At 35.3% G+C, this 24,281-nt stretch carries 26 protein-coding genes and 1 tRNA gene; 7 read left to right on the forward strand and 20 right to left on the reverse strand.

Annotation, left to right across the window (positions count from 1 at the left end):
• The first annotated feature begins 77 nt into the window (after nucleotides 1-77).
• Together ACXY7N_RS12270 and ACXY7N_RS12275 are read left to right on the forward strand one after the other, a co-directional pair.
• Entirely contained in the window at nucleotides 78-590 is a 513-nt protein-coding gene (locus tag ACXY7N_RS12270; RefSeq protein WP_016086276.1) for a cysteine hydrolase family protein, read from the forward strand.
• A gap of 433 nt (nucleotides 591-1,023) precedes the next feature.
• Nucleotides 1,024-1,314, forward strand: coding sequence for an ArsR/SmtB family transcription factor (locus tag ACXY7N_RS12275; RefSeq protein WP_000894375.1), 291 nt, complete (start codon nucleotides 1,024-1,026; stop codon nucleotides 1,312-1,314).
• Nucleotides 1,315-1,459: 145 nt separating this feature from the next.
• Here ACXY7N_RS12275 and ACXY7N_RS12280 read toward each other — a convergent pair whose 3' ends face one another.
• Nucleotides 1,460-2,572, reverse strand: a complete 1,113-nt coding sequence (locus ACXY7N_RS12280; RefSeq protein ID WP_016086275.1) for a class I SAM-dependent methyltransferase — start codon at nucleotides 2,570-2,572, stop codon at nucleotides 1,460-1,462.
• Between the two features lie 9 nt (nucleotides 2,573-2,581).
• Complete coding sequence (locus ACXY7N_RS12285) at nucleotides 2,582-3,211, reverse strand: MBL fold metallo-hydrolase (protein ID WP_016086274.1); 630 nt, start codon at nucleotides 3,209-3,211, stop codon at nucleotides 2,582-2,584.
• Nucleotides 3,212-3,381: 170 nt separating this feature from the next.
• Between ACXY7N_RS12285 and ACXY7N_RS12290 the strand changes: the two genes are divergently transcribed.
• Nucleotides 3,382-3,555 carry a DUF2759 domain-containing protein gene (locus ACXY7N_RS12290; RefSeq protein ID WP_000524852.1) on the forward strand — a complete coding sequence of 58 codons (174 nt, stop codon included), beginning with the start codon at nucleotides 3,382-3,384 and terminating at the stop codon, nucleotides 3,553-3,555.
• An 80-nt stretch (nucleotides 3,556-3,635) separates the two neighbouring features.
• Here ACXY7N_RS12290 and glcK read toward each other — a convergent pair whose 3' ends face one another.
• From glcK to ACXY7N_RS12360, 14 genes are all read right to left on the reverse strand, one after another.
• A complete protein-coding gene (gene glcK / locus ACXY7N_RS12295) occupies nucleotides 3,636-4,619 on the reverse strand; it encodes a glucokinase (RefSeq protein WP_016086272.1) in 984 nt (327 codons plus the stop codon).
• A gap of 19 nt (nucleotides 4,620-4,638) precedes the next feature.
• Nucleotides 4,639-4,839 (reverse strand): YqgQ family protein, encoded by a 201-nt coding sequence (locus tag ACXY7N_RS12300; protein WP_000253699.1) that lies wholly within the window; start codon nucleotides 4,837-4,839, stop codon nucleotides 4,639-4,641.
• A gap of 103 nt (nucleotides 4,840-4,942) precedes the next feature.
• Nucleotides 4,943-5,521: a 5-formyltetrahydrofolate cyclo-ligase gene (locus ACXY7N_RS12305; protein WP_016086271.1), complete on the reverse strand. Its 579-nt coding sequence runs from the start codon at nucleotides 5,519-5,521 to the stop codon at nucleotides 4,943-4,945.
• Between the two features lie 104 nt (nucleotides 5,522-5,625).
• Complete coding sequence (gene rpmG / locus ACXY7N_RS12310) at nucleotides 5,626-5,775, reverse strand: 50S ribosomal protein L33 (RefSeq protein WP_001265616.1); 150 nt, start codon at nucleotides 5,773-5,775, stop codon at nucleotides 5,626-5,628.
• A 69-nt stretch (nucleotides 5,776-5,844) separates the two neighbouring features.
• A complete protein-coding gene (locus ACXY7N_RS12315; RefSeq protein ID WP_016135334.1) occupies nucleotides 5,845-8,199 on the reverse strand; it encodes a sugar phosphate nucleotidyltransferase in 2,355 nt (784 codons plus the stop codon).
• Between the two features lie 348 nt (nucleotides 8,200-8,547).
• Nucleotides 8,548-9,204 (reverse strand): phosphate signaling complex protein PhoU, encoded by a 657-nt coding sequence (gene phoU, locus ACXY7N_RS12320; RefSeq protein ID WP_033659893.1) that lies wholly within the window; start codon nucleotides 9,202-9,204, stop codon nucleotides 8,548-8,550.
• Nucleotides 9,205-9,371: 167 nt separating this feature from the next.
• Entirely contained in the window at nucleotides 9,372-10,187 is an 816-nt protein-coding gene (pstB, locus tag ACXY7N_RS12325) for a phosphate ABC transporter ATP-binding protein (protein ID WP_016086268.1), read from the reverse strand.
• Between the two features lie 28 nt (nucleotides 10,188-10,215).
• Nucleotides 10,216-11,082: a phosphate ABC transporter permease PstA gene (pstA, locus tag ACXY7N_RS12330; RefSeq protein ID WP_016086267.1), complete on the reverse strand. Its 867-nt coding sequence runs from the start codon at nucleotides 11,080-11,082 to the stop codon at nucleotides 10,216-10,218.
• Nucleotide 11,083: 1 nt separating this feature from the next.
• Nucleotides 11,084-12,034: a phosphate ABC transporter permease subunit PstC gene (pstC, locus tag ACXY7N_RS12335; protein ID WP_016086266.1), complete on the reverse strand. Its 951-nt coding sequence runs from the start codon at nucleotides 12,032-12,034 to the stop codon at nucleotides 11,084-11,086.
• 27 nt (nucleotides 12,035-12,061) lie between these two features.
• Complete coding sequence (phoX, locus tag ACXY7N_RS12340) at nucleotides 12,062-12,979, reverse strand: phosphate ABC transporter substrate-binding protein PhoX (protein WP_016135335.1); 918 nt, start codon at nucleotides 12,977-12,979, stop codon at nucleotides 12,062-12,064.
• Between the two features lie 331 nt (nucleotides 12,980-13,310).
• On the reverse strand, nucleotides 13,311-15,440 hold the full coding sequence (locus ACXY7N_RS12345; RefSeq protein WP_016135336.1) for a peptidoglycan D,D-transpeptidase FtsI family protein: 2,130 nt from the start codon (nucleotides 15,438-15,440) through the stop codon (nucleotides 13,311-13,313).
• A gap of 109 nt (nucleotides 15,441-15,549) precedes the next feature.
• Complete coding sequence (locus tag ACXY7N_RS12350; protein WP_016086263.1) at nucleotides 15,550-16,827, reverse strand: MFS transporter; 1,278 nt, start codon at nucleotides 16,825-16,827, stop codon at nucleotides 15,550-15,552.
• A 116-nt stretch (nucleotides 16,828-16,943) separates the two neighbouring features.
• Nucleotides 16,944-17,555 carry a superoxide dismutase [Mn] gene (gene sodA / locus ACXY7N_RS12355; RefSeq protein WP_001052031.1) on the reverse strand — a complete coding sequence of 204 codons (612 nt, stop codon included), beginning with the start codon at nucleotides 17,553-17,555 and terminating at the stop codon, nucleotides 16,944-16,946.
• 221 nt (nucleotides 17,556-17,776) lie between these two features.
• A tRNA-Ile gene (locus ACXY7N_RS12360) sits at nucleotides 17,777-17,850 on the reverse strand.
• Between the two features lie 242 nt (nucleotides 17,851-18,092).
• On the opposite strand from ACXY7N_RS12360, the gene ACXY7N_RS12365 reads away from it, so the two are divergent.
• From ACXY7N_RS12365 to ispG, 3 genes are all read left to right on the forward strand, one after another.
• Nucleotides 18,093-18,851, forward strand: a complete 759-nt coding sequence (locus ACXY7N_RS12365) for a DUF1189 domain-containing protein (RefSeq protein WP_016135337.1) — start codon at nucleotides 18,093-18,095, stop codon at nucleotides 18,849-18,851.
• 72 nt (nucleotides 18,852-18,923) lie between these two features.
• Nucleotides 18,924-19,289, forward strand: a complete 366-nt coding sequence (locus ACXY7N_RS12370; RefSeq protein ID WP_000825407.1) for a hypothetical protein — start codon at nucleotides 18,924-18,926, stop codon at nucleotides 19,287-19,289.
• Between the two features lie 164 nt (nucleotides 19,290-19,453).
• Nucleotides 19,454-20,557: a flavodoxin-dependent (E)-4-hydroxy-3-methylbut-2-enyl-diphosphate synthase gene (gene ispG / locus ACXY7N_RS12375; protein ID WP_141533940.1), complete on the forward strand. Its 1,104-nt coding sequence runs from the start codon at nucleotides 19,454-19,456 to the stop codon at nucleotides 20,555-20,557.
• An 80-nt stretch (nucleotides 20,558-20,637) separates the two neighbouring features.
• Here the strand turns inward: ispG and ACXY7N_RS12380 are convergent, their stop codons facing one another.
• The 4 genes from ACXY7N_RS12380 to ACXY7N_RS12395 all read right to left on the reverse strand — a co-directional run bounded on the left by ACXY7N_RS12380 (nucleotide 20,638) and on the right by ACXY7N_RS12395 (nucleotide 23,875).
• Nucleotides 20,638-21,051, reverse strand: a complete 414-nt coding sequence (locus ACXY7N_RS12380; RefSeq protein WP_001054512.1) for a Fur family transcriptional regulator — start codon at nucleotides 21,049-21,051, stop codon at nucleotides 20,638-20,640.
• A gap of 13 nt (nucleotides 21,052-21,064) precedes the next feature.
• Complete coding sequence (locus ACXY7N_RS12385) at nucleotides 21,065-21,898, reverse strand: metal ABC transporter permease (protein WP_016086259.1); 834 nt, start codon at nucleotides 21,896-21,898, stop codon at nucleotides 21,065-21,067.
• Entirely contained in the window at nucleotides 21,898-22,668 is a 771-nt protein-coding gene (locus tag ACXY7N_RS12390; RefSeq protein ID WP_001059649.1) for a metal ABC transporter ATP-binding protein, read from the reverse strand. The genes ACXY7N_RS12385 and ACXY7N_RS12390 overlap by 1 nt, the downstream gene beginning before the upstream one ends.
• 328 nt (nucleotides 22,669-22,996) lie before the next feature.
• On the reverse strand, nucleotides 22,997-23,875 hold the full coding sequence (locus ACXY7N_RS12395) for a YitT family protein (protein WP_016086258.1): 879 nt from the start codon (nucleotides 23,873-23,875) through the stop codon (nucleotides 22,997-22,999).
• A 149-nt stretch (nucleotides 23,876-24,024) separates the two neighbouring features.
• On the opposite strand from ACXY7N_RS12395, the gene ACXY7N_RS12400 reads away from it, so the two are divergent.
• On the forward strand, nucleotides 24,025-24,279 hold the full coding sequence (locus tag ACXY7N_RS12400; protein ID WP_001048965.1) for a DUF2624 domain-containing protein: 255 nt from the start codon (nucleotides 24,025-24,027) through the stop codon (nucleotides 24,277-24,279).
• Nucleotides 24,280-24,281 lie beyond the last annotated feature (2 nt).

Here is a 24,281-nt window from a genome sequence, read left to right on the forward strand (position 1 = left end):
AAAAAACGACAGAGCACCATCTATTTCCAAGTAATGAATTAATTGATATATTAAGAAGTAAAAAAGGGGCAAAAATAATGGATACTTGTGCAGATGTTTTAATCGTTATCGATTTACAAAATGGAGTATGTTATAGCGAAGAGCATTTATTTGATTTACAAAATTTACTTACAAAAGTAAATAAAAGAATTTCTTCATACAGAAAAACAAATAAACCAATTCTTTTCGTTCAACATTGCGATGATGATTTAGTACCCGAAAAAGAACTTTGGGCTATTCATGCTGATTTAGATGTTCAAGAACAAGATTTTTTTGTAAGAAAAACACATGCCAATTCATTTTATAAAACAAACTTAAAAGAGATTTTAGATCAATTATCTGTACATCGTATTGAGTTTTGTGGTGCCCAAACAGAGTACTGCATGGATGCTACAATTAAATTTGCCCATGGACTAGGATACGAAAACTTCATGGTACAGAAAACAACCTCTACGTTACATAATCCATTTATGTCCGCAAAAGAGACAATTGATTTTTATGAGAATATATGGAACCGTAGATTTTTAAAGTTGATGAACGATGAATGCTAGAATACATAACTAATGACTTGGCAATTCTAAGATTTATCAGCTATACTCAAACATTTCATTTTCACCATAAAGGAGCTGATTACATTCAGCTTCTTTTCTTTTAACCTGTTTTATATTCTATATATATCATTATAATTCCTTTGTCATATTATTTTAAAAATTTTGTATATTCATTTGAAAGAATAAGAAAATCATGGTAAGATTGTGTTACAAATATATCTATATCTTTCAATTTTTAAAACGCATCTAAATTTTCACCCAAAAATGTCATTTTACAAAACCGTGCTAAATCATCTACTTTATTTACATCAGGGTCTCTTTTCTTACAATTTCTTTACTTTAGGACTTTTTTTCTGCAACAACTGTTTTCTTTTCTTTGATTTTTTGGTATGTATAGTATGGTATAACAGCTCACACGGAGGTGGAAAAGAACATGTTAGAAACCTTTCAAAAAGAAATTGAACTATATGAAAGCAATGCAGAATTATTGAAAGTACTTGCTCATCCTGTTCGCTTATGTATTGTAAAAGGATTAATTGAACGTGGTCCAAGCAATGTTTCTACAATGTACACTGGCTTAAACATGCCACAATCTACAATTTCACAGCATTTAGCAAAGTTAAAAAGCGCTAAAATCGTTTCAAGTGAAAGAAAAGGATTGGAAATCTATTACAAAGTAGAAAACGAGACAATTATTCAACTCGTTCGCGTATTATTAGGTTAGGGACTCATAAACAGAGAAAAAAGGACGTATTTTATATTTTTCATCTCATATCTTTAATATAAATATATATCATGAGAGGAAATATATGATGCTACATAAGTCGTATTAAAAAACAAGACACAGAAATATGCTGTGTCTTGTTTTTTTATAGTTTCAAATACCGATCTAAGTGTAACTGTTGCATATGTTTCGTATGTATAACAACATCAAATGCACTCCCTAATCCTCCGCTCAAAATCATCGAACGAACTGCACGATTTTGTTTTTGAGTTTCAGAAAAAGGATTCCTATCCTGATGATCGGTAAGCTGATCTAATATTCCTGCTGCTAACAAAAACTCAGCTTGCTTCTTATGCCATACTGTCTGCATACCTTGCAGGCTAAACATCTCTTTTAGTTCGTCCCAATGAATATGAGTAGTAAGATCCATTTCACCTGGATGTGCTAAAGGATTACGGATTAACTTATGCTCATAATACCCTCGTAAGCTTCCTTCTTGATGTGCAGGATGCATCCATTCTTCTTTTGTGTATCCATAATCAACTGTAATACATACACCTCGTTGAAACCATTTCGCAATTTCTTTTATATATTCTTCCATCGCAATCGACACTTCAAAACGCTGACCTTCAACAAGGTGAATATTATATTTCAATAAGTATCGACCGATGCTTTTATGTAACGGTCTACATACTTCTGCAAGTTTCCCCTCTTCTGTGTATGTAACACGTACTTCATACAATATTCCATTTCTCTTCTGAATTACTTCAACAGGAAATGCATCAAATAACTCATTCGAAAAAAGAATTCCTTCGAATGATTCCCCCATTTCACTATGCGACGTATAATATGCCACATTAGAAAACGAACAAAGATTTTTCTGCTGTAATTTTCTATGAAAAGGGCTCATTTCAATCAATGAATAGTTTAAATCAATAAAGGTTTCTGGAGACAATTGCTTCCATTCTTGTAAAACATCATAGGCAAACTTTCCTGTTCCCCCACCAATCTCACAAATATTCGGAGCAACTTCACCATTTTCAACAAGACGAATAAAAAACTTAGCAAATGTTTTTGCAAAAACAGAGGATACGTTACTACTTGTAAAAAAATCCCCTTGTCTTCCAATTTTCTCACGTTCCTTCATATAATAACCATGTCCCTCTGTATACAATACGAGGTTCATATACGTACTATATGAAATTGAATAATCCTTCTCTTTCGCCATCCATTCTTTTAAAATAAGCTCCATCCCCATAATGACTCCTTACTGTAAAAATGGATTATTTTCTTTTTCAAAACCAATGCTTGTTTCTGGACCATGTCCACATAGCACTGCTGTTTCATCAGGTAATACAAATAATTTTTCTTCAATACTTCCAATTAATTCAGCAAAGCTCCCACCAGGTAAATCAGTTCTTCCGATACTCATTTGGAACAATACATCTCCAGAAAATACAGCATTCGCCTCTTTACAATAATAAGAAATACTGCCTGGAGAATGTCCTGGCGTCTCAAAAACCTCAAAATTAAATGAACCAATTGCTAATGTACCTTCTGCATCAATAATATGATCTGCTGGTTTTGCTGTAATGCTGCGATTCATCATAAAAATTTGAGAGCCATTTACAGTTGCATCGCCTAACCAATCTTCTTCTTCTTTATGTACGTACACAGGAATATGGAAAGCGTCTCTTACCGCGTCAACAGCACCAATATGATCAAAGTGAGCATGGGTTAATAAAACAGCTAGTGGCTTTAACTGCGCTTCTTGTAAATATGTAACGAGCTTCTCTCCTTCGTGACCAGGGTCAAAGATAATACACTCATTTTGATCATTCGTTAAAATATAAGCATTCGTTTGTAATGGGCCTAACGGCATTTGTGTCCATTTCATATGAAAATCTCCTCCAATTATTAAACTTACTTTCAATGATACAACATTTTTTTCTCTTAGGAAAAGAAAGGATGCTATCTCGACAATCATTTTTAAAACATGTACAATATAAAAGAGTAAATATTCCAAAAACTCATATTAAGGAATGGGTAGACAGAGGAGGATATTGTATGGGCCTTGTTATTATTTTTACGCTTGTCACTCTGTTAGCTGTATTTGCTACGCTTAGAACACTTCGTGAAAAGAACTTTTTCGCGAGCGGCTTTGCAATTGCAACTGTACTCGTTTTCGGATGGTTTACGATCATGACTGTTCTATATAACGGGTACCCACCGGCAGCTTAATTCATTTACATGTTATTCTTCATCAAGATTTCACACAAAAAGAGGAAGGGTTTCCCCTTCCTCTTTTCATAGTTCATAACTTATATCATCTTCACTTCGTATTTGTGCTTTTTTACAAGCCAAGCTCCTCCGATAACACCTGCGTCATTACCAAGTGTTGCAATAGCTAGCTTCGTGCTCTTTACAGCACGTGAGAAAGCATATTGCTCGAAATAACGTTGAATTGGTTCTAATAGTGCATCTCCAGCTTTAGAAACGCCGCCACCAATAACAATTTTCTCTGGGTTCAACGTGCTAGAAAGGTTCGCTACAGCTAATCCTAAATAAGAAGCTACTTTTTCTACTACTTCGCCTGCTAGTTCATCACCTTGTCCATGTGCTTCAAATACGTCTTTTGATGTAATACGCCCTTCTTCTGCTAACATAGAACGTAGCATACTCTCTTTATCAGTCTCTTGTATTTTTTGCATAGCAACACGTACAATACCCGTTGCAGATGCTACAGTTTCTAGGCAACCAGACTTCCCGCAATTACATGGAAAAGCATTCTCTGTAACTACTGTAATGTGTCCAATCTCACCAGCAGCACCGCTTACGCCGTGTACAATCTCACCATTGGCAATTACACCGCCACCAACACCAGTGCCAAGTGTCATACAAATTAAATCTTTTGCTCCTTCACCAGCACCTTTCCACATTTCACCAAGTGCTGCTAAGTTTGCATCATTATCAATAACAACAGGTAATCCTGTTTCTACTTCTAATAAATCTTTTAACGGATAGTTTTTCCATCCTAAGTTAACAGCTTCATATATCATTCCAGACGCCACGTGTACAGGACCAGGAGCTCCCATACCAATACCAATTAACTTACTTTTTAATTCACCTAACTCTTCTAACTTTTTATCAATCGCTTTCGCTACATCAAGCGTAATATGTTTTCCTTGCTCATTTGTATTCGTAGGGATTTCCCACTTATGTAAAATTTCACCGTACACATTAATAAATGCTAATTTAATCGTTGTACCACCAAGGTCAACACCAACTAACCATTTCTCTTCCATGTTGCTTACCTACCTTTATCTAATTCTTATTTAGCTCTTTTTGAATTTCTTGCTTCAATAAAAATAAAGCTGTTTGATAGTCTTGTGGATCGATTAGCTGTGATTGATTTAATTCACGCAATTCATCTTGCATTAATTGTAAATCTGCAATTCGATCTCCCGTATAAATAATCGTACCAAATTTCTTTAGCAATTGCTGAATATCATAAATAGATACCATTTCATCACCCTCTATGCTCACTTACTATAAAAAACTATAATAAGAAAACGTTCACATATTTTATTATAATCAAGAAGAAAAAGTCTCGTCAATTTTTATTTGTCTATACAAGCCCATTTTTAACCATTGTTCCTTTTTCTGTAATAATTTTTTCTACATTTTTATCAAACGGCTCTACAGGAATATGCTTTACCATTTGAAAACTATAAGCTAATGATAGCGTTTTCCCTTTATAATGCACGAGATAACGATCATAATAGCCACCGCCATATCCAATCCGCTCTCCTCGCTCTGTATAAGCTACGCCTGGCACGATTTGAAGATCAATTTCATCTGCATTCACTTCTTCCGTAAGCGCTGGAATTGGTTCACGTAAATTCATATACACTGTTTCTAATTGATCAAAATTACTAATGTGCCGGAAGGACATTGTTCGTGTTCCTTTATTACACTTCGGAACAACAACTTTCTTTCCCTCTTCCCAAGCTTTTTCGATAATAGGATATGTATTCACTTCATTTTCCATTGAGAGAGTGATTCCAATTGTTTTAGCTTCAGCCCACTCTTTTTGCGCATACAACGAAAATGCAATTTGCTCTGATAAAGTTGTATATCGTTCTTCTGATAAAGAATTCATGTGCTCTATTATTTGTTTACGTAAACGTAGTTTCTCTTCTCTCACACATTTTCCCCCTCACAGTGATACTTTGCTCTACGATGATAGTGTATCACTTTTAACAGAGGAATCGAATAAAAAAAGAAACAGTAGGAAAATATTCCTACTGCTTACTTTGTTTCACGGTGTAACGTAGACTTCTTGTCACGCTTGCAATACTTTTTAAGCTCGATACGCTCAGCGTTGTTACGTTTGTTTTTCTTTGAGATATAGTTACGATCTCCGCATTCTGTACATGCTAGAGTAATATTCACACGCATTCTTATTTCCCTCCAGTACTAATAACTTAAATCAGACTATACTATAATACCACTTTTAAAATAAAAATTCTACACCTTTTGATATTGTCTAATTTTTTCTATAAGATTTTTCATGTTTTCCCTTGCTATTACTGGGTTTCTAGCATGCGAATACACTAAAAATTTCGGTTGTTTTGTGTCAGAAACGATATAAGACCACTCTTTTTCCGTATATTTGAACTGTACGCCTTCAAATATACCTTCTTCTTTTCTTTCCATATCAGCTAATAATTTCCTCATTACTTTCCCTTTTTCATTCCATGAACATACCACTTCATCACAAAGTAGATAGAGCGGAGGTGATTGCTCTACTATGCTGAGAAATGTCTTTCCCTGCAATGCTATTAGCTCAAATAATTTCCCAATTCGATATAAAATATCTCGCTTCCATCTCGCTTGAAACGACTTTTTTTCATCCTGCGTATAAAATAGAAGGTAACATTCTCCTAATTTCAAAGACATCGGGTAGATATTTCCTGCCGATTCAAGTAATAAATCCGGAATATCTACTTCTTCAAAATCTGTTCCCTGGTAAATATTACTATGATTATCATATAACTCGAAATAATTTCCTTGCTCTGAAAACATAAGCGCCATATTTGCTTTGCTTGATTTCATCAATGCTTTCACATGATCCTTTTGTTCGCCCGCATAAATCCACGTAACCGTGCATCCAAGCCTTTGCAAAAAGTGCATAAGTAAATGTTGTAACATATCATTTCTCTTATTAATAAGAAGATGAAACTTCTGTTTTTGTATTTTTTCAATATCAATACGCTCCAATACAACCTCTATATAATCATGTAAAGAAACGTGGACTAGCTTATTCCGTCCCATTTCTTTCTCACATACGTAATAAAACGACTCAGACATATATACTTGTTCTATCGCTTTTTGTTGCTTATACGTTAATTGTACCCCATCCTTACCATACAACTTTATAACAACCTCTTTTTCATTTTCCACTTGAATGAAAACCCCACCTGCACATTGTAAATCCTGAATACTGTACTGAAAAAGCGATTCGTTCATTTCTTTACATTCCATCGTATGAATCCCGATACCATGAATCGCATGAAGAAAAAGATTTTTATAAGAAGTCGTTTCTATATGTTCTTGACTCCCGATTAATATACTTTCTCCTTTGGCAAAAAGAGATCCGTACGCCATCGCAACCTTTACAATAAATTGAGGAGTAATCTCAACATTACCTCTTCCTACAATGCGGCTTTTTTGCAACCATCCTGCACTCTTTTCACTTTCTTGTACACCAGCCGATCCTACTACCGAATAGCTGTCAATTGCCTTATATGGCCATAGTTTTCCCTTTTGCTTAATTACCGTACTTTTCCCTATATGACAATGATCCGCTACAATGCTTTTTTGAAACAGTGTAACGTCATCTTCCACCATTGTATGCTCTCCTATTGTCGTTTCTAATAGCTCGCAATACTGCCCAATGTGTGCATTTGCAAAAACAATACTTTTTTGAAGATGAGAATAATTTGAAACAATACTATTTTTCCCAATAATAGAGTACGGCTCAATTACAGCTCCAGCACCAATCTTTGCTCCTTCTCCAATAAAAGAAGGGCCGTGAATCTTCGTTCCTTTTCCAATCGTCACACCTTCCCCCATCCATACCATCGGCAATACTTCCGTATAAGGAATAGGTACTTGCAATTTTTTCGTTAACAAATCAAATTGTGCTTGTCGATATTGATCAAATGTACCGATATCTAACCAATAACCTTTTGACAAATATGCAAATAATGCGTTCTTATTTGCCAATAAAGGAAACACATCTTGACTGAAATCAAAAAATTCTTGGGGCGGTATGTAAGAAAAGATTTCTGGCTCCATAATATAAATACCTGTATTCACAATATTAGAGACTACCTCATTCCAGCTCGGTTTTTCTATATATCGTGTAACCTCTTGTTCTTTGTTCATTACAACTAAACCGAATGAAAGAGGGTTTTCTACTTCCTTCACAAACATAGTTACCATTCTTTTCTTTTGTTCATGAAACGTAATTCCTTCTGATAATTGAAAGTCAGTTAACGCATCCCCGCTTATGACAACAAATGTTTCATCTAAAAACTTTTCCGCTTGTTTAATACTCCCTGCTGTTCCAAGCGGAGGAGAGTCTTCAAAATAGTACAAGTTAACTCCCCATTTACTGCCGTCACCAAAATATTGCTTAATGGACGTACTCATATACTGAACAGTAATTGCAATTTCACGAATACCATGCTGACGTAATAATTCAATATTGTATTCCAAAACTGGCTTTTCTAATAACGGCAACATCGGTTTTGGAGTATTACATGTTAATGGTCTAAGGCGTCTTCCTTTTCCTCCAGCTAAAATAACCCCCTTCATATACTTCAGCCTCCACTTATATAATGTTCAATAACTTCATATACGATATGTATATTATCTACCCTGCATTAACTAGCAGTATAAGTTTGATTATTTCAATGAATCATCACTGGTGAGAAAAACTTTGATTAAGACTTCCTATATACATGTATCTTTCTAACCCCCCACAAAAGAAAGCGCTTACTATTAACTTAGAAAAATAATACTCAATAAGTCACCAACATATATGTCCTAATTTTTCCATTATATTATGATACATCTTATCATCATAAACTAATGGAAACAACGAGCTTTTTTTGTCATGTTTTGACTAAAAAAAGCAGGCGATGTTTCACCTGCTTTTTTTCTTTATTCATTTAATAAGTAATGCTTTCCTTTTACTAAATAAAAAACATTCTCAGCAATATTTGTAATATGGTCTGCTACACGCTCAATATATCTCGCTACAAAAGATAATTGTGTAATTTGTGTAATCGCTTCTGGTTGTTCTGGGACTGAAGATATAAATTCACGAATCGCTTTCCCATATATTTCATCAACAGAATCATCCATTTCGGCAATTTGTTTCGCGAAAGTTAAATTTTCCTGTTCGTATGCTTCTAATGCTAAATTTAACATCTCATTAGCAATAGCAAACATTTCCTCAATATTATGCAAACTGACAGTTACTTCTTTTTCCCCAAGACGAATTGTTGATTTCGCAACATTAACAGCATGATCTGCAATACGCTCTAAATCTGTCGCTGTTTTAATTGAAATAAAAATCCTTCTTAAGTCACCTGCTACAGGTTGCTGCTTCGTAATAAGCATAAGCGCAAGATCATTTATTTCCTCTTCTAAATTATCCATACGATAATCACCATCTATAACCTCTAACGCTTTCTCTACATCCCTTGTACGAAGACCTTCCATGGCAAGCAACAAAGCTTCCCTCGCTAGTACACCAAGCTCAATCACCTTTTGCTGTAACGTTTTTAAATCACATTGAAACTGTTCTCTTACCATTTTTTCTTCCCCCTCAATATTAAGTGCCATTGTATATATAGATCTCCTACCTAGCGTACTTGTAATAAGCCTTAAGATAGGAGACGTATTACTTCTCTAATTAGATGAGGTAAAAATAAGAAATGCCCTCTGTTAAGAAGGCATTTGCTCTGAGCCTTGCAACGATATCAACCGAATCGGCCTGTAATATAATCTTCTGTACGCTTATCTGAAGGTGTCGTAAATAATTTATTTGTATCTGTATATTCCACAACTTCTCCACTTAAGAAGAAAGCAGTTTTGTCTGAAATACGTGCTGCTTGTTGCATATTATGCGTTACGATAACAATACTAAAGTCTTTCTTTAACTCTTGAATTAATTCTTCTACTTTTAATGTTGAAATTGGGTCTAGTGCCGATGTTGGCTCATCCATTAAAATAACGTCGGGTTCAATCGCTAAACAACGTGCGATACATAGACGCTGTTGCTGTCCACCGGATAAACCGTATGCATTATCGTGCAAACGATCTTTTAACTCATCCCAAATTGCTGCTCCACGTAAACTTTTTTCAACAATTTCATCCAACGTTTTCTTGTCGCTTATACCATGAATTTTTGGGCCGTATGCTACATTTTCATAAATAGATTTCGGAAATGGATTTGGCTTTTGGAACACCATTCCTACATGTGTTCGTAATTCTTCAACTGGATATGATTTATCAAATATATTGCGCTCTCTATATTCAATTACACCTGTAGTTCGCACGATTGGTACTAACTCTACCATACGATTTAATGTTTTTAAGTACGTTGATTTACCACAACCACTTGGCCCGATAATTGCTGTAACCTCATTCTCATGAATGCTTAAGTTAATATCTTTTAAAGCATGGTCTTCTCCGTACCATAAATTTAAGTTTTTCGTATTAAATACTACTTTCTTTGGCGCAGTCTCGATTTTCTCCTCGTTTTTCACCTGTACATTTACTACTGTTGCTACCATTTGAATTCCCCTTTCATCCATTTCCAACTTATTTTCGATTTCGTAACCATAGGACAAATATATTGATAAAGAGCAACAAACCTAACAAAACGATCATCCCAGCAGCTGCTACATACTGAAATTCTTCTTGCGGTCTACTCATCCAATTAAAAATTTGAATTGGTAAAACTGTAAATCTATCAAACATACTAAATGGAACATAATTTGCAAATGCAAGTGCCCCGATAACTAATAACGGTGCCGCTTCTCCAATCGCTCTTGATATCGCTAACGTACAACCCGTTATTATTCCTGGGAAAGCATATGGCAATACAATTTGATACATCGTTTGCCACTTCGTAGCACCTAATCCGTAAGAAGCTTCTAATAATGAACTTGGTACAGATCGTATTGCTTCTTGACTCGCTACAACAACTGTCGGTAAGACGAGTAAACTCATCGTCAGTGCCGCCGCAATGATACTCTCACCTAGATGAAGAGCATATACAAAAATAGTTAAGCCGAGTAATCCAAATACAACGGAAGGTACTCCTGCTAACGTTTGATTATTAATTTCTATTACCTTTTTAAATATAGATTCCTTCGCATATTGCTCTAAATAAAGAGCAGTTCCGACCCCAAATATAAAAGAGACTGGTATAACAATACTCATAAATAATATTGTTCCTGACAAAGCTGCAGCAATCCCAGCTTCTTTCGGATTACGCGAAGCAAAGTTTGTAAAGAAATCTAATGAAAGATAACTTATACCTTTTTCAAAAATTTGAAAAAGCAAAATAAGCAGTATTACTATTGAAAACAAAATTGCCATATAAAATAACAATTTGTAAACTCGATCTTTTAAAAAACGCGATGCCATATTTTCTTGTATCTTTTTATGATTCAACATTCGCATATTATGTCACCCTCCTAAAGCGGCGCATAATAAACTGCGAAATGATGTTCATTATAAAAGTAAACAAAAATAACGTTGCACCTACAGCGTACATGCTGTAATACGTAATGGTTCCATGCGGAGCATCACCTAAACTCACTTGCACAATATAAGCTGTTAACGTTTGAATGGAGTGTGTCGGATCGAGCGATACGTTCGGCGTGGATCCCGCTGCAATTACAACGATCATCGTTTCACCAATTGCCCTGGAAGCAGCTAATATAATCGCTGCCATAATCCCTGTAAAAGCCGAAGGAAACACGACTTGTTTTACCATCTCAAACCGAGTTGCTCCAAGTGCTAACGAAGCTTCTTTCGTTCCTTTTGCTACAGCTCTCATTGCGTCTTCAGACAGAGATGCAATTGTAGGTATCATCATAAAGCCAATAACAATACCTGGACTAATCGCATTAAAAAACTGTAAATCAGGTATAATCCGTTGTAAAAGCGGTGTTACAACTGTTAATGCAAAAAAACCATATACAATTGTCGGGATACCTGCTAATAATTCTAACATTGGCTTTAACACTTTCCTTGCACCGTTTGAAGCATATTCGCTTAAAAATACGGCACACGCTAAACCGATAGGAATTGCTACGAACATAGCAATTGCTGTTACAAGGACCGTTCCACATATAAGTGGTAATATACCGAATTTAGGATCTTCAAAAAAAGGTAACCATTCTTTCTCCATCAAAAAGGAGTGTAATGGTATTTTTTGAAAAAACATCATTGTTTCATTTGCCAAAGTAAAAATAATTCCAATTGTCGTCACAATAGACACGCTAGCAATTATTTTTAGTAATAATGGAACGATTCGATTGATTCGCTGCGTTTTTTTTCTTTGTTTTGTATTTCTTTCAATCAAATGTTGTACAGAAAATGTAATTTGACTTTTGTCATTATAAGCCAAAGATGAAAACCCCTTTCCACCCTGACATTACCTTTTTATTTCTGTTAACATCCGCAGCTGTTCATTGTACTTTTCTTTTGGTAATTTTACATATCCAACCTCTTCAGCGAGATTACCAACATGTTGAATCATAAACTCAATATAATTTGCTACATTCATTTTATTTCGGATAGATGCATCATTCACATAAGCAAATAGCGACCTAGATAACGGCTTATACTTACCTGATTGAATCGTATCTTTCGTCGGAAGTACACCATTCACTTTTATTGCTCTCACCTTATCTCGATTGGCCATATAATAAGCATATCCTACAAAAGCAATGGCATTTTTATCATTCATTACCCCTTGCATAATAACTTGATCATCTTCAGACAAAGAGACTTTTTTTACAATGCGACTATTTTGTAAGATGACATTTTGAAAATAATCATACGTACCAGAGTCTACACCTGGCGCATAAAACTTCACCTGTTCGCGTGGCCATGATGAATGAATGTGTGACCATCGCTTTTCACTTTCATCTTCACTCCACAGTAGACGTAACTCGTCTACCGTCATATTGTCTACCCAAGTGTTTTGGCGATTCACAACGATCGTCAGACCATCATAAGCGACTTCAAATGATGTAAACTGAATGGAGTTTTTCTTCATTTCATTTTCTTCCACTTGTTTCATTACTCTCGAAGCATTATTTATATCCACTTCTCCTTTACTGAAACGATTAAATCCTCCTCCTGTTCCAGAAACACTGATAGAAATTTTCACGTTCGGATGCACCTTTGTATATTCCTCCGCTACTGCTTCTATAATAGGAAAAACTGTTGAGGATCCATCAACTCTCACTTCTCCCATTTCATTTACAGCAAATGCAGTAGACGTGCCAACATAAAGGAAACATGTCGACAGTATGAAAACTTTAATCGATGCACTTATCCATTTCACGTGTTCTTCCTCCTAGAAGTAACCGGAAATAACAGGATTACAGATATAAGAATACTGCTAAACTATTAATTCGGTTTTAATTGTTTGTAAAAGTTTTGTAAAGTTCCACAAGAATCAACATTAAGTAAAATTTTAATCCGTAGCCACTGCTCATCTTCACTGATGATTGGTTCATAAAACCTTTATCCTCCAGAGGAGAAGTAAACGTATTACTTGTTAGGCCTCTTAATTTTTCGATACGATATGCTTGTCCACTTTATTAAAACGTATGCATGGACCATAAAAAAAAGCACACTATCTTTTCAGATAGTGTGCTTTTTTTACAACTTTTTTATTCATCATCTTGATCTACATTTTTCTTTTTATTGTCTTTTGCATCTGTTGGAGCTTCGCCATTTTCTACTTTTTTCAAATCAAAGTACGCGTCCATAATGTCACGACTAATATAACCGTTAATACCTGATTTATCATCTACCCAAGGTACAACAACAGAAAACGCTACTTCAGGATCTTCAAGTGGCGCATAACCTACTAACGTTAAGTTATATGTTTCTTTACGCTCACCGTTTGCCTTTCTACCAATCTCTTTATCTCCGCCATACACAGTTTGAGCTGTACCTGTTTTACCAGCAGCTTTATATGGTGCACCTGTAAAGTATTTCGCAGCTGTACCACCAGAATCGTTAAATACTTGTCTAAATCCTTCCTGAACACGTTTAATTTGTGATTCAGGCATATCAATACGGTTTAGAACTTTCGGTTCCATTGAATGAACAACTTTTCCAACTTCATCTGGTTTCGCTGCCGGTTGACGAATTTCTTTTACAACTTGTGGCTGCATACGGTAACCACCATTTGCAATTGTTGAAACATATTGTGCTAATTGAAGTGGTGTATACGTATCGTACTGTCCAATTGATAAATCTAATAAGAAACCTGGCTGATTTCCTCTACCTGTTTGGCCCGCTGATTCATTCGGTAAATCAATACCTGTTTTCACACCAAGTCCAAACTGTCCGAAATAATAACGCATCGTATCAAATGCTTTTTGTGGAATATCTAACGTACCACCTTTCACATATTGAACACCTGCAAGATTCATCGCTGTTTTAAACATATATACGTTAGAAGACATTTTTAATGCTGTCAAATCATTAATGTAACCCATATTCTTCCAAGAAGCTTTTTGTGGCGTTCCCTTTAATCTGATTGGTTCGTCATATTGAACTGAACCCGGTTGAATCGCACCTGTTTGATACCCTGTAAGTACTGTCGCACCTTTTACAGTCGATCCCATTGGATAAGAACTTGTCATCGTTCCTAATGCGAAATCTTGTACTTTCGTTTCGCCATTTTCATTCACTAACTGTTTCCCTGCCATAGATAAAACTTCACCATTTTTTGGATTCATCATTACAACGAATGCACGATCTAAAAGAGGTTGTCCACCTTTATATCTCAATAAATTTTTCGTGATAATTTCTTCTACACGCTTTTGTAATTCCATATCGATTGTTAAGTTCAGGTCATTACCACTTTGCCCTTTTGATACATTAATCGTTTCTAAAATATTACCGTTTTTATCTGTAATATTTTTCACTTCTGCTTTCGTACCGTGCAGGCTATCTTCATATTGCTGTTCAAGGTAACTTTTCCCTACGCGATCATTCCGATTATAATCACGAACAAGATAGTAATCTAAACGCTCTTTCGGTAAACCTTCATCAGAAGTTGTTACACCACCAAGTACACTTCGGAACAAATCACCATCATATGCATATTTTCGCTCCCAATCGACACTTGTATCTACACCTGGCAATTCCGCTAATTTTTCACTAATAATCGCATATTCTTCATCAGTTGCATCCTTCTTAATGACTTGTGGTGTCATTGCATATCCGCCGTCCATTTTGCTTTTAATCGCTAGTATTTCTAAATCTTTTGCGGATAATTGATTCACTTCTTCTTCTGTCACGCGACTTCGTTGACGCTCCTCTAATTCTTTATCGTCAATTTTTTTATCTTTCAACTCTTGACGATCTTTATTCGTAATTTTTTCTTTCGCTTCCTCTTTATGCATAGCAAGCCAATAATCTTTTTTATCGCGATCTGTTAATTTATCTGTCGGTACTTCAATCAACTCTGCTAGCTTTTTCGCTGTTTCTAAGCGAGCTTCTGCAGTTGATCCTTTCATTTTTGTAAATGTAATCGTACGTACAGCTGCATTATCTACTACAGCTCGCCCATAACGGTCAAATATTTTCCCACGTGGTACAGGATTACTTATCGTCGAGTTCTCTTTCCTCTCCACTTCATTCTTGTATTCCTCACCGCGAACAATTTGTACATATCCAAGCCTTACAATAACCGCGGAGAACATTAAAAACACGCAGAAAAACAGCACGTTTAACCGAAAAGGAACGTGAGTCTTTTTCTTTTGTTGTTTCTGCTTCTTGCTCATACAAACCCCCTCTACCAACAGCTATGTAATGTGAAAGGGACACCTTCATACAGGTGTCCTCACTGCTGTCTTACATCTTTTTCTATTCTAGCATAAAACAACCGAGAAGTTAACCTTCTGGTTCTGTTTGATTCTGCGTAGTTCCTTGCGTTACAATACTTGTTTTACTCGTATTTCCCTCATCATATTTGACATTTTTAACTGCAAAATAAATAAGAAAATGTCCTGCACCTAAAATACATAATAAGTAAGGCAAACTTTTTTCAGGCGGAAAGAATAGTACAGCACATAAAAAACTTAAAATCGAGCAAATTCTTCCTGCATTTAACCATAATTCCCGGACAACTACATATTCTACACGCCACTCTCTCGCATTTTTCGCCCTACCAATTACATCATATGTCATGGACCCGTACGGAACGAGCAAAATAGGGTATGCAATTGCGATACACGCTGCATAAATAAGTAATTTTGTGTATGTAACATTGAATATAACTAAAAATACGACAGCATATAAAATAATGCCTCCGAGCAAAATTGCTTTTTTTCGCCACTCTTTCTTTAACATACGAGTGACTAAATAGTAACAAACAAATGATACAGCAGAATTTACTAAGCTATATTTCCCTAAGGCGAGTTCGCTATCAGTTGCTAAATACACGTACACTGAAATAACAAAAATAAACGTTCCCTCTCTCAGCCCTTGAAAAAAATGAGCTCGTGTAATTCTTCCCCAGTTTTTATCAACCTGCCGCTCTTTCAATACTTGAACAATTTCATACCGTCCTTCACATTCTCTCTTAGATACAAAAAAGCTTAAAATGACAGCAATTGCAAATAACAGTAACGAAAGAAAGAATATGACCGTATAGCCACTCCATTTTTCCATACGTGAAATTGTATATCCCGCTGCTATCGGCCCAATCATGCCCGAGAATGATGTAAGAAGTCCAAGAAAACCATTAAAGAAATCTCTTGTTTCTGGTTCTGTAATCTCAAATGTTAATAAATTAAACGCGAGCCAGTAAAAACCATACCCGACTCCTAAAAGAGCCCCCATTAATAAAATATAGTGAGAAGCGCTTTTTCCCGCTACTAAAACAACGATAAAAAAAATAGCTAACGTGCCTACGCCTATTCGTAACAAAATTGAGCGATCAATACGCTTCGCTAATTTCCCACCTATAAGAAATGTGAGAGGCTGTAATACAACGCTGGCCAAATTATACAAGCCAAGATTCACATAATTTTGTGTTTGTTTCCATAAATAAATGTTAACAAACGTATTCGATAAAGAAATTGCGAGCGTGTATAAACCTCCAATAAGGAGCAATAACACTAAATCCCGATTCACTTCAACGTCACCAATTATATGTTTCCACTTCATACACAACTCTCCTTTACTTCATGTTCTAGTCTTCCAAAGACAAGCTCAATTATGTAAAAGGAAAGCACAGAAAAAAGCTAGGAGCATTCTCCTAGCTTTTTCTATCGTTATTACAATTATTTTGCTTCTTGGTAACGTTTTTCAGCAGCGTTCCAATCTACAACATTCCAGAATGCACCGATGTAGTCTGGACGACGGTTTTGGTAATTTAAGTAGTAAGCATGTTCCCAAACATCTAAACCGATAACTGGAGTTTTACCTTCAGTTAAAGGAGAATCTTGGTTTGGTGTGCTTGTTACTTCTAACTCACCATTATTTACTACTAACCAAGCCCAACCAGAACCGAAACGAGTTGCGCCAGCTTTTGCGAATTCTTCTTTGAATGCATCGAAGCTACCGAATTTCGCTTCAATTGCAGTTGCAAGTTCACCTACTGGTTGTCCGCCGCCATTTGGAGATAAGATTGTCCAGAAGAATGTATGGTTAGCATGTCCGCCACCATTGTTACGTACTGCTGTACGGATTGCTTCTGGTACTTCGTTTAAGTTCGCAACTAATTCTTCTACGCTTTTGTCAGCTAATTCTGCATGACCTTCTAAAGCAGCGTTTAAGTTTGTGATGTACGTGTTATGGTGTTTTGTATGATGGATGTTCATTGTTTCTTTGTCAAAGTGAGGCTCTAAAGCATCATACGCATAAGGTAAATTTGGTAATTCGTGTTTTGCCATTGTTATATTCCTCCCAGTTTATGTATTGCCACTTAAGTGACATACAACTTCATTCTACCCTAATTGCCATAGGGTGCAAACAAATAAATCACATTGTCTTGCTATCATTAAAGTAGCAAAATTCCCACTTCTTTTCAATTAAAATGCTCATATATTTCATAAAAAAAGCTCCCTTCTACAAGGAAGCTTCCTGCTGACGTAATAAACATGTGAAATGGATATGGACCCTGTAGGACTCGAACCTACGACCGGACGGTTATGAGCCGTCTGCTCTAACCAGCTGAGCTAAGGGTCCACAATTATGTATGTAACAACATATCAAATAAAGGAATCCCTATCGGATATATTCTTTAAGAAATGTAAGATAAATTTACCATATGGAAAAGAAAAGTGTCAATTGTATTTTTCTCATTCAAAAGAAGAAAATTAATAAAAAGAAATTTAGTTATCTCCACTATATGTAAATATAATATATCTTGAGATTCTCTAGATTCCTACGTTACAATGATTTTATACATACATAAAGGAAGTGAATCTATGTCCATATTTACCCAATTAGCAAAAAGCGTATATTCGCCTAAAGATATGGCGCTATTCCGTTTTCAAAAAATCGGAAAAACCATTTTGTATATTATGCTACTTTGTCTAATCACTACTATTCCAAGAACATTCTTTTACGGTAGCTTTATTCAAGATAGTGTTACCATGGTAAATCAAGCAATTGAAAAAGATTTACCTGATTTTAAAATTGAAAATGGTGAACTAAAAGCCGATATTGAACAACCTATTCAAAAAGAAGAGGGAGATGCTCTTTTCGTATTTGATCCAAATACAACAGATATAGAAAAATATCAAAACAAAACTGGTTTATTTATTTTAAAAGATAAAGTAGTTTCTATAGGAAATGGTCAAACACAAACATACTCCTATAATGATTTATTAGGGACATCTCTTGAGAAGAAAGATTTAAAAGATTTTATTTCTGTATTCGATAGTATTTATCCAATTTTACTAGCCGTTATCGGAGTTTTAGTATACCTATTCCAATTATTTATTACTTTCTTAGGAATTACTTTACTTGCGTTTATAGGTTCGGCTATGAGCGGTCAACGTAAATTATCTTATAAGCAAGTATGGACGTTAACTGCTTACAGCTACACAATTCCAACAATCTTCTTTATGATTATGGATTTATTCAAAATCGTTGTACCTGGTTCAACATTCATTTATATCGCAGTTGTTTTAATTGTTCTATACTTAACAATTAAAGAAGTTCCAAAACCGAAAGAAAAATAAGAACGAAAAAAATGCCTAATTAGGCATTTTTTTTTTGGACAAGCATATATTCCTAGCAAAGGAGTGAAGAATATGAAAAGATTAGGTATATTCTTATTCGTGCTTGTTCTTGGTTATATATTTTATTACGATATAAAAATCGGCACTTTACCGATGTTAAGTTCATATAAAAAAACAAATGCGGCCCAAACGATAAAACAAGAAAGTACAGATACAAAACAAAAGAAAGAGAACAAAGCAGAAAAAGAAACAGATGTCACTTATAAAACAATTGAAGTCAAAACAGGTGAGACAGTTCTTTCTATTACCGAACAAATTAACAAGAAAAAAATCCCTTCTATTGAAAAGGTAATTGATGACTTTAAACAACTGAACAAAAGTACATCTGCTACAAAAATACAAATTGGAAAGTCTTATAAATTCCCGTTATATCAATAAGCAATCACTTAATCCTTGTCAATTACATGAAGGCGCTGATACAATAGTAAAAGTGAAACCGAGCACTTCGGTTTCTATAGCCCTGTATCACGTATACTATCATTGATATGAGGGACTAAATAAGAAACTTCTTTTATAAGGAGAGCGATCTATTCGTGAATGAAATGACTCATCGTACAAAAACACGTCCAGTTAAAGTCGGTAATTTAACAATTGGCGGTAATAATGAATTAATTATACAAAGTATGACAACAACAAAAACACATGATGTTGAAGCAACAGTTGCTGAAATTAAACGTTTAGAAGAAGCTGGCTGTCAAGTCGTGCGTGTTGCTGTTCCAGACGAACGCGCAGCAAATGCTATTGCTGATATTAAAAAACAAATCAACATTCCACTTGTTGCTGATATTCATTTTGATTATCGCCTTGCTTTAAAAGCAATTGAAGGTGGCATTGATAAAGTACGTATCAATCCAGGTAACATTGGTCGTCGCCATAAAGTAGAAGCTGTTGTAAATGCAGCAAAAGAACGCGGTATTCCAATCCGTATCGGTGTAAACGCAGGTTCATTAGAGCGTCACATTTTAGAAAAGTATGGATACCCAACTGCAGATGGTATGGTCGAGAGCGCCCTACATCACATTAAAATTTTAGAGGACTTAGATTTCCACGATATTATCGTATCTATGAAAGCCTCTGATGTTAACTTAGCAATTGAAGCATACGACAAAGCTGCTCGTGCTTTTGATTATCCATTACATTTAGGCATTACAGAATCTGGAACATTATTTGCTGGAACTGTAAAAAGTGCCGCTGGTCTTGGAGCAATCTTAAATAAAGGCATCGGAAATACACTACGTATTTCATTAAGTGCTGACCCAGTTGAAGAAGTAAAAGTTGCGCGTGAACTATTAAAGTCATTCGGCCTTGCATCTAATGCAGCAACACTTATTTCTTGTCCAACTTGCGGTCGTATTGAAATTGATTTAATTAGCATCGCTAACGAGGTAGAAGAATACATCTCTACACTAAAAGTACCAATTAAAGTTGCAGTACTTGGCTGTGCTGTAAACGGTCCTGGTGAAGCTCGTGAAGCTGATATCGGTATTGCCGGTGCACGTGGAGAAGGATTATTATTCCGTAAAGGGCAAGTTGTTCGTAAAGTGCCAGAAGAAATAATGGTAGAAGAACTAAAAAAAGAAATCGACGTAATCGCTGCTGAAATGGCTGCTGAACGAGAAAAAGAAAAAGAAACTCAAGAACAATAAAAAGAAGGTTGCCCACAATATTTGTGAGCAACCTTCTTTTCTACGTAAAAAAGCTCGTCAGTTATATAACTGACGAGCTTTTACTTTGCACATTTTGGACAACGACCGTATATTTCAAACTTATGACCTGTTACTTCATAACCGTTAAAATCTTTATTCATAAAATCCATCGGGCAAGAAGTAATCTCTTTCGTTCCCCCGCAATCTAAACAAATAAAATGATGATGATGTTCCATAATAGAACATGTAAAACGAAAATGCTTTTCACCATTTAATTCCGTTTGTTCTAAAACACCGATTTCAGCAAACACCGTTAAGTTACGATAAATCGTATCAAAGCTAAGACCTGGATAATCATCCTTCATATGCTCTAAAACGTCTTTCGCCGTTAAATAACGATTGTGAGCTGCAAATAACCTGAGCATCTCTTCTCTTTTCCCAGTATGTTTGTATCCTTTATCTTTCATTAGGCGTAAAGCTTCTGTTAGATTCATATCTATCCCTACTTTATGCAGTTTTTTTCTTTTTCCATAAAATCGCACCAATTAAAATAAGAACTGCTATCATAACAATTGTACCACCTGGCGCTAGATTAAGTTGATACGAAGCAAACATTCCACCAATTACTGCAATTTCACCAAATAAAATGGAGAAGAAAATTGTTTGTTTAAATCCATTTGCAATACGAATACTTGCTGCAACTGGTAACGTCATTAATGATGATACGAGAAGAACCCCGACTACGCGCATTGATACCGCAATGACAAGAGCAACCAATATAATAAAAATAAAGTGAATCCACTTTGCACTCAAACCGGTTGATACAGCGTATTCCTCATCAAACGATAGTAAAAATAACTCTTTGTATAATAAAGTAATCGTTACAATAACAACAATTGCTACAATGCCGATGATTATTAAATCCGTACTTGTTACAGCACTTACACTACCAAATAAATAACTAAATAAATCTGTGTTAAATCCATTTGCAAGTGAAATAAAAATAACGCCAATCCCCATTCCTGCTGAAAGAATAATCGGAATTGCTAATTCTTGATAATGTTTATATACAGTACGTAATTTTTCAATAAGTAACGCCCCACCAATAGAAAAAATCATTCCCATATATAGCGGATTTAAAAATCCTCCTGTGAAAATTGTTTTTTCTAGTAGTAAACTTGCAGCAATACCCGATAATGTCACGTGACTTAATGCATCCGCAATAAGCGACATACGGCGAATGACAACAAATACACCGATAAGCGGCGCAACAAGCCCTATTAAAATCCCTGCATATAAAGAGTTACGTAAAAAGTCATATTGTAAAAAATCTTGTATCATTATATCCTCCCGTGATGCTCATGCTCGTGTTCTAAACGATGAACATGATGTCCATATAAGACGGACATTTCCGCATCTTCTAACTCTCGGAACTTCTCTACATTTCCATGGAAATGTAAATGTTGGTTTAAGCATGCAACATGTGTTACTTTCTCGGTAACAGCTCCCATATCGTGAGTAACGAGAATTAATGTGATTCCTAACCTTTTGTTTAAATCCTCTAATATCTCATAAAAACTTTCTACATTCTTCACATCGATTCCAACAGTGGGCTCGTCCAAAATAAGTAATTCAGGATCACTAACGAGCGCACGAGCAATAAATACACGCTGTTGTTGTCCACCGGAAAGTTCTCCTATATTGCGCCCTTGAAACTCACTCATCCCTACATCAGCAATCGCTTTTTCTACCTTTTCCTTATCGTTTTTCGTGAAAAAGCGAAACAGCCCTTTTTTCGAAACGAGTCCCATTGACACAACTTCAAAAACAGTTGCCGGAAAACCAGAATTAAAGCTATTTGCCTTTTGCGACACATAACCAACTTTGTTCCATTCTTTAAACTTCTTACTATCAACACCAAACAAACGAATACTTCCCTGTTTTGGCTTTAAAACGCCTAATAAACATTTTAGCAAAGTTGATTTCCCAGAACCATTCGGTCCAACTAAACCTAAAAAAGCTCCCTTCGGAACTTGCAAATTAATATCTTCTAACACATTTCGATCTTCATATCGAAATGACAATCCTTCTATTTCTAATATATTATTCATAGCATCTCACCTATTTTAATTCAGAATGATTCCGATTTATATCTATTTGAATTATAGTACAGCTTATTATAGTTGTAAACCAATCTGCCTAAAATATATCTACTTTTTTCAAGAAACCTTACTATTATAACAAAAAGCAGAGAAAAATTCTCTGCTTTCAAAAAAAATTCCTATAAAGTGAAACCTTAATCAGATGAGGCCATCCCCTACCGATTATTTGCCCTCACCAATCGGGATTTTACGGGCAGTAGCTCTCCGCCTAACTGCTTTGCCCCATCCGAATTTTGAGGTGAGAGTTTTACTGCCCTCAAATAGCTGGATAACTTTTTTAGTGAATAGCCGATTTAAACTTACCGCCATTTGTCTCTTGTGTACTCATAATCGTAACAAACGCATTCTCATCAATTTCATACACAATTGATTTTAACTTTGTCACTTCCAGACGTGTTACAACTGCATAAATAACTTCTTTTTCTTTATCCGTGTAACCGCCTTTCGCTACAAGCTTTGTAGTTCCACGACCAAGACGATGCAAAATCGCATTTGATACTTCCTCATATTGATCTGATACAATTAAAACTGCTTTCGTTTCATCTAAACCTTGAATGACTGTATCAATTGTTTTGAATGCGATATAGTACGTCATAACAGAATACATAGCTTGTTCAACACCAAATACAAATGCTGCCCACGCAAAAATGAATAAGTTCACAAACATTACAAATTCGCCAACAGAGAAAGGTAATTTCTTCGTTAATAAAATCCCCATAATTTCTGTTCCGTCCATTGATCCACCATGACGAATAACGAGCCCTACACCAATACCTAAAATAAGACCACCAAACACTGTCGCTAAAATTGGCTCCGTTGTAAATGGCGGAACAGCATGTAACGTTGATTCAATAAACGCTAAAGCTACAATACCGAACGCCGAAGATAGCATGAACGTTTTTCCGATTTGCTTATAACCTGAATACATAAATGGGATATTGAGAATAACGACTAAAGTAGAGAAACTTAACCACCAAATATTCGGAGTAAGATAATCTAATATAAGAGAAATACCAATAATTCCACCATCAATAATTTTATTTGGCATTAAAAATAGTTCAATCGCTACCGCTGCGCATGCTGCACCAAAAATAATCATAACTAAACGATAAATAAGATGGATAACACTCTCTTTTCGATGTTGCTTTTGCTCCATAAGTCCTCCCTATACTCTTTTTCTATAGTTTTGTCCTTATATTATAACATACGCTTCTTTTTCTCATGAAAAAAGAAACTCTATACGAATATGTACAAGCTACGTACTCATATATTTCGATAGAAGAACGTGTGAAGGAGGATAACTTAATGAACCTCATTAAACAACTTGTAAATAAAAAATTAAATCATATTTCTACAAAAGAGTTATTGAAATATAGCAAAGAATATGAAGTTTCTATTACGACTGCCCAAGCCGATCAAATTGTTTTACTTATGAAAGGAAAGAATATTAACATTTACGATAATGACGAACGACTAGAGCTCTTAAAACAAATAGCAAAAGTAACCTCCCCTGCTACTGCACAACAAGTAAATACTTTATTTCAACAACTACTAAAATAAGG

The sequence above is a fragment of the Bacillus sp. 5w2 genome (assembly GCF_054353775.1).

Bases quoted from the DNA above. Each gene is read 5' to 3' on its own strand.
- ACXY7N_RS12270 (WP_016086276.1), top strand. From the start codon at position 78: ATGGATACTTGTGCAGATGTTTTAATCGTTATCGATTTACAAAATGGA.
- ACXY7N_RS12275 (WP_000894375.1), top strand. From the start codon at position 1,024: ATGTTAGAAACCTTTCAAAAAGAAATTGAACTATATGAAAGCAATGCA.
- ACXY7N_RS12280 (WP_016086275.1), bottom strand. From the start codon at position 2,572: ATGGGGATGGAGCTTATTTTAAAAGAATGGATGGCGAAAGAGAAGGAT.
- ACXY7N_RS12285 (WP_016086274.1), bottom strand. From the start codon at position 3,211: ATGAAATGGACACAAATGCCGTTAGGCCCATTACAAACGAATGCTTAT.
- ACXY7N_RS12290 (WP_000524852.1), top strand. From the start codon at position 3,382: ATGGGCCTTGTTATTATTTTTACGCTTGTCACTCTGTTAGCTGTATTT.
- glcK (WP_016086272.1), bottom strand. From the start codon at position 4,619: ATGGAAGAGAAATGGTTAGTTGGTGTTGACCTTGGTGGTACAACGATT.
- ACXY7N_RS12300 (WP_000253699.1), bottom strand. From the start codon at position 4,839: ATGGTATCTATTTATGATATTCAGCAATTGCTAAAGAAATTTGGTACG.
- rpmG (WP_001265616.1), bottom strand. From the start codon at position 5,775: ATGCGTGTGAATATTACTCTAGCATGTACAGAATGCGGAGATCGTAAC.
- ACXY7N_RS12315 (WP_016135334.1), bottom strand. From the start codon at position 8,199: ATGAAGGGGGTTATTTTAGCTGGAGGAAAAGGAAGACGCCTTAGACCA.
- phoU (WP_033659893.1), bottom strand. From the start codon at position 9,204: ATGGTAAGAGAACAGTTTCAATGTGATTTAAAAACGTTACAGCAAAAG.
- pstB (WP_016086268.1), bottom strand. From the start codon at position 10,187: ATGGTAGCAACAGTAGTAAATGTACAGGTGAAAAACGAGGAGAAAATC.
- pstA (WP_016086267.1), bottom strand. From the start codon at position 11,082: ATGCGAATGTTGAATCATAAAAAGATACAAGAAAATATGGCATCGCGT.
- ACXY7N_RS12345 (WP_016135336.1), bottom strand. From the start codon at position 15,440: ATGAGCAAGAAGCAGAAACAACAAAAGAAAAAGACTCACGTTCCTTTT.
- ACXY7N_RS12350 (WP_016086263.1), bottom strand. From the start codon at position 16,827: ATGAAGTGGAAACATATAATTGGTGACGTTGAAGTGAATCGGGATTTA.
- sodA (WP_001052031.1), bottom strand. From the start codon at position 17,555: ATGGCAAAACACGAATTACCAAATTTACCTTATGCGTATGATGCTTTA.
- ACXY7N_RS12365 (WP_016135337.1), top strand. From the start codon at position 18,093: ATGTCCATATTTACCCAATTAGCAAAAAGCGTATATTCGCCTAAAGAT.
- ACXY7N_RS12370 (WP_000825407.1), top strand. From the start codon at position 18,924: ATGAAAAGATTAGGTATATTCTTATTCGTGCTTGTTCTTGGTTATATA.
- ispG (WP_141533940.1), top strand. From the start codon at position 19,454: ATGACTCATCGTACAAAAACACGTCCAGTTAAAGTCGGTAATTTAACA.
- ACXY7N_RS12380 (WP_001054512.1), bottom strand. From the start codon at position 21,051: ATGAATCTAACAGAAGCTTTACGCCTAATGAAAGATAAAGGATACAAA.
- ACXY7N_RS12385 (WP_016086259.1), bottom strand. From the start codon at position 21,898: ATGATACAAGATTTTTTACAATATGACTTTTTACGTAACTCTTTATAT.
- ACXY7N_RS12390 (WP_001059649.1), bottom strand. From the start codon at position 22,668: ATGAATAATATATTAGAAATAGAAGGATTGTCATTTCGATATGAAGAT.
- ACXY7N_RS12395 (WP_016086258.1), bottom strand. From the start codon at position 23,875: ATGGAGCAAAAGCAACATCGAAAAGAGAGTGTTATCCATCTTATTTAT.
- ACXY7N_RS12400 (WP_001048965.1), top strand. From the start codon at position 24,025: ATGAACCTCATTAAACAACTTGTAAATAAAAAATTAAATCATATTTCT.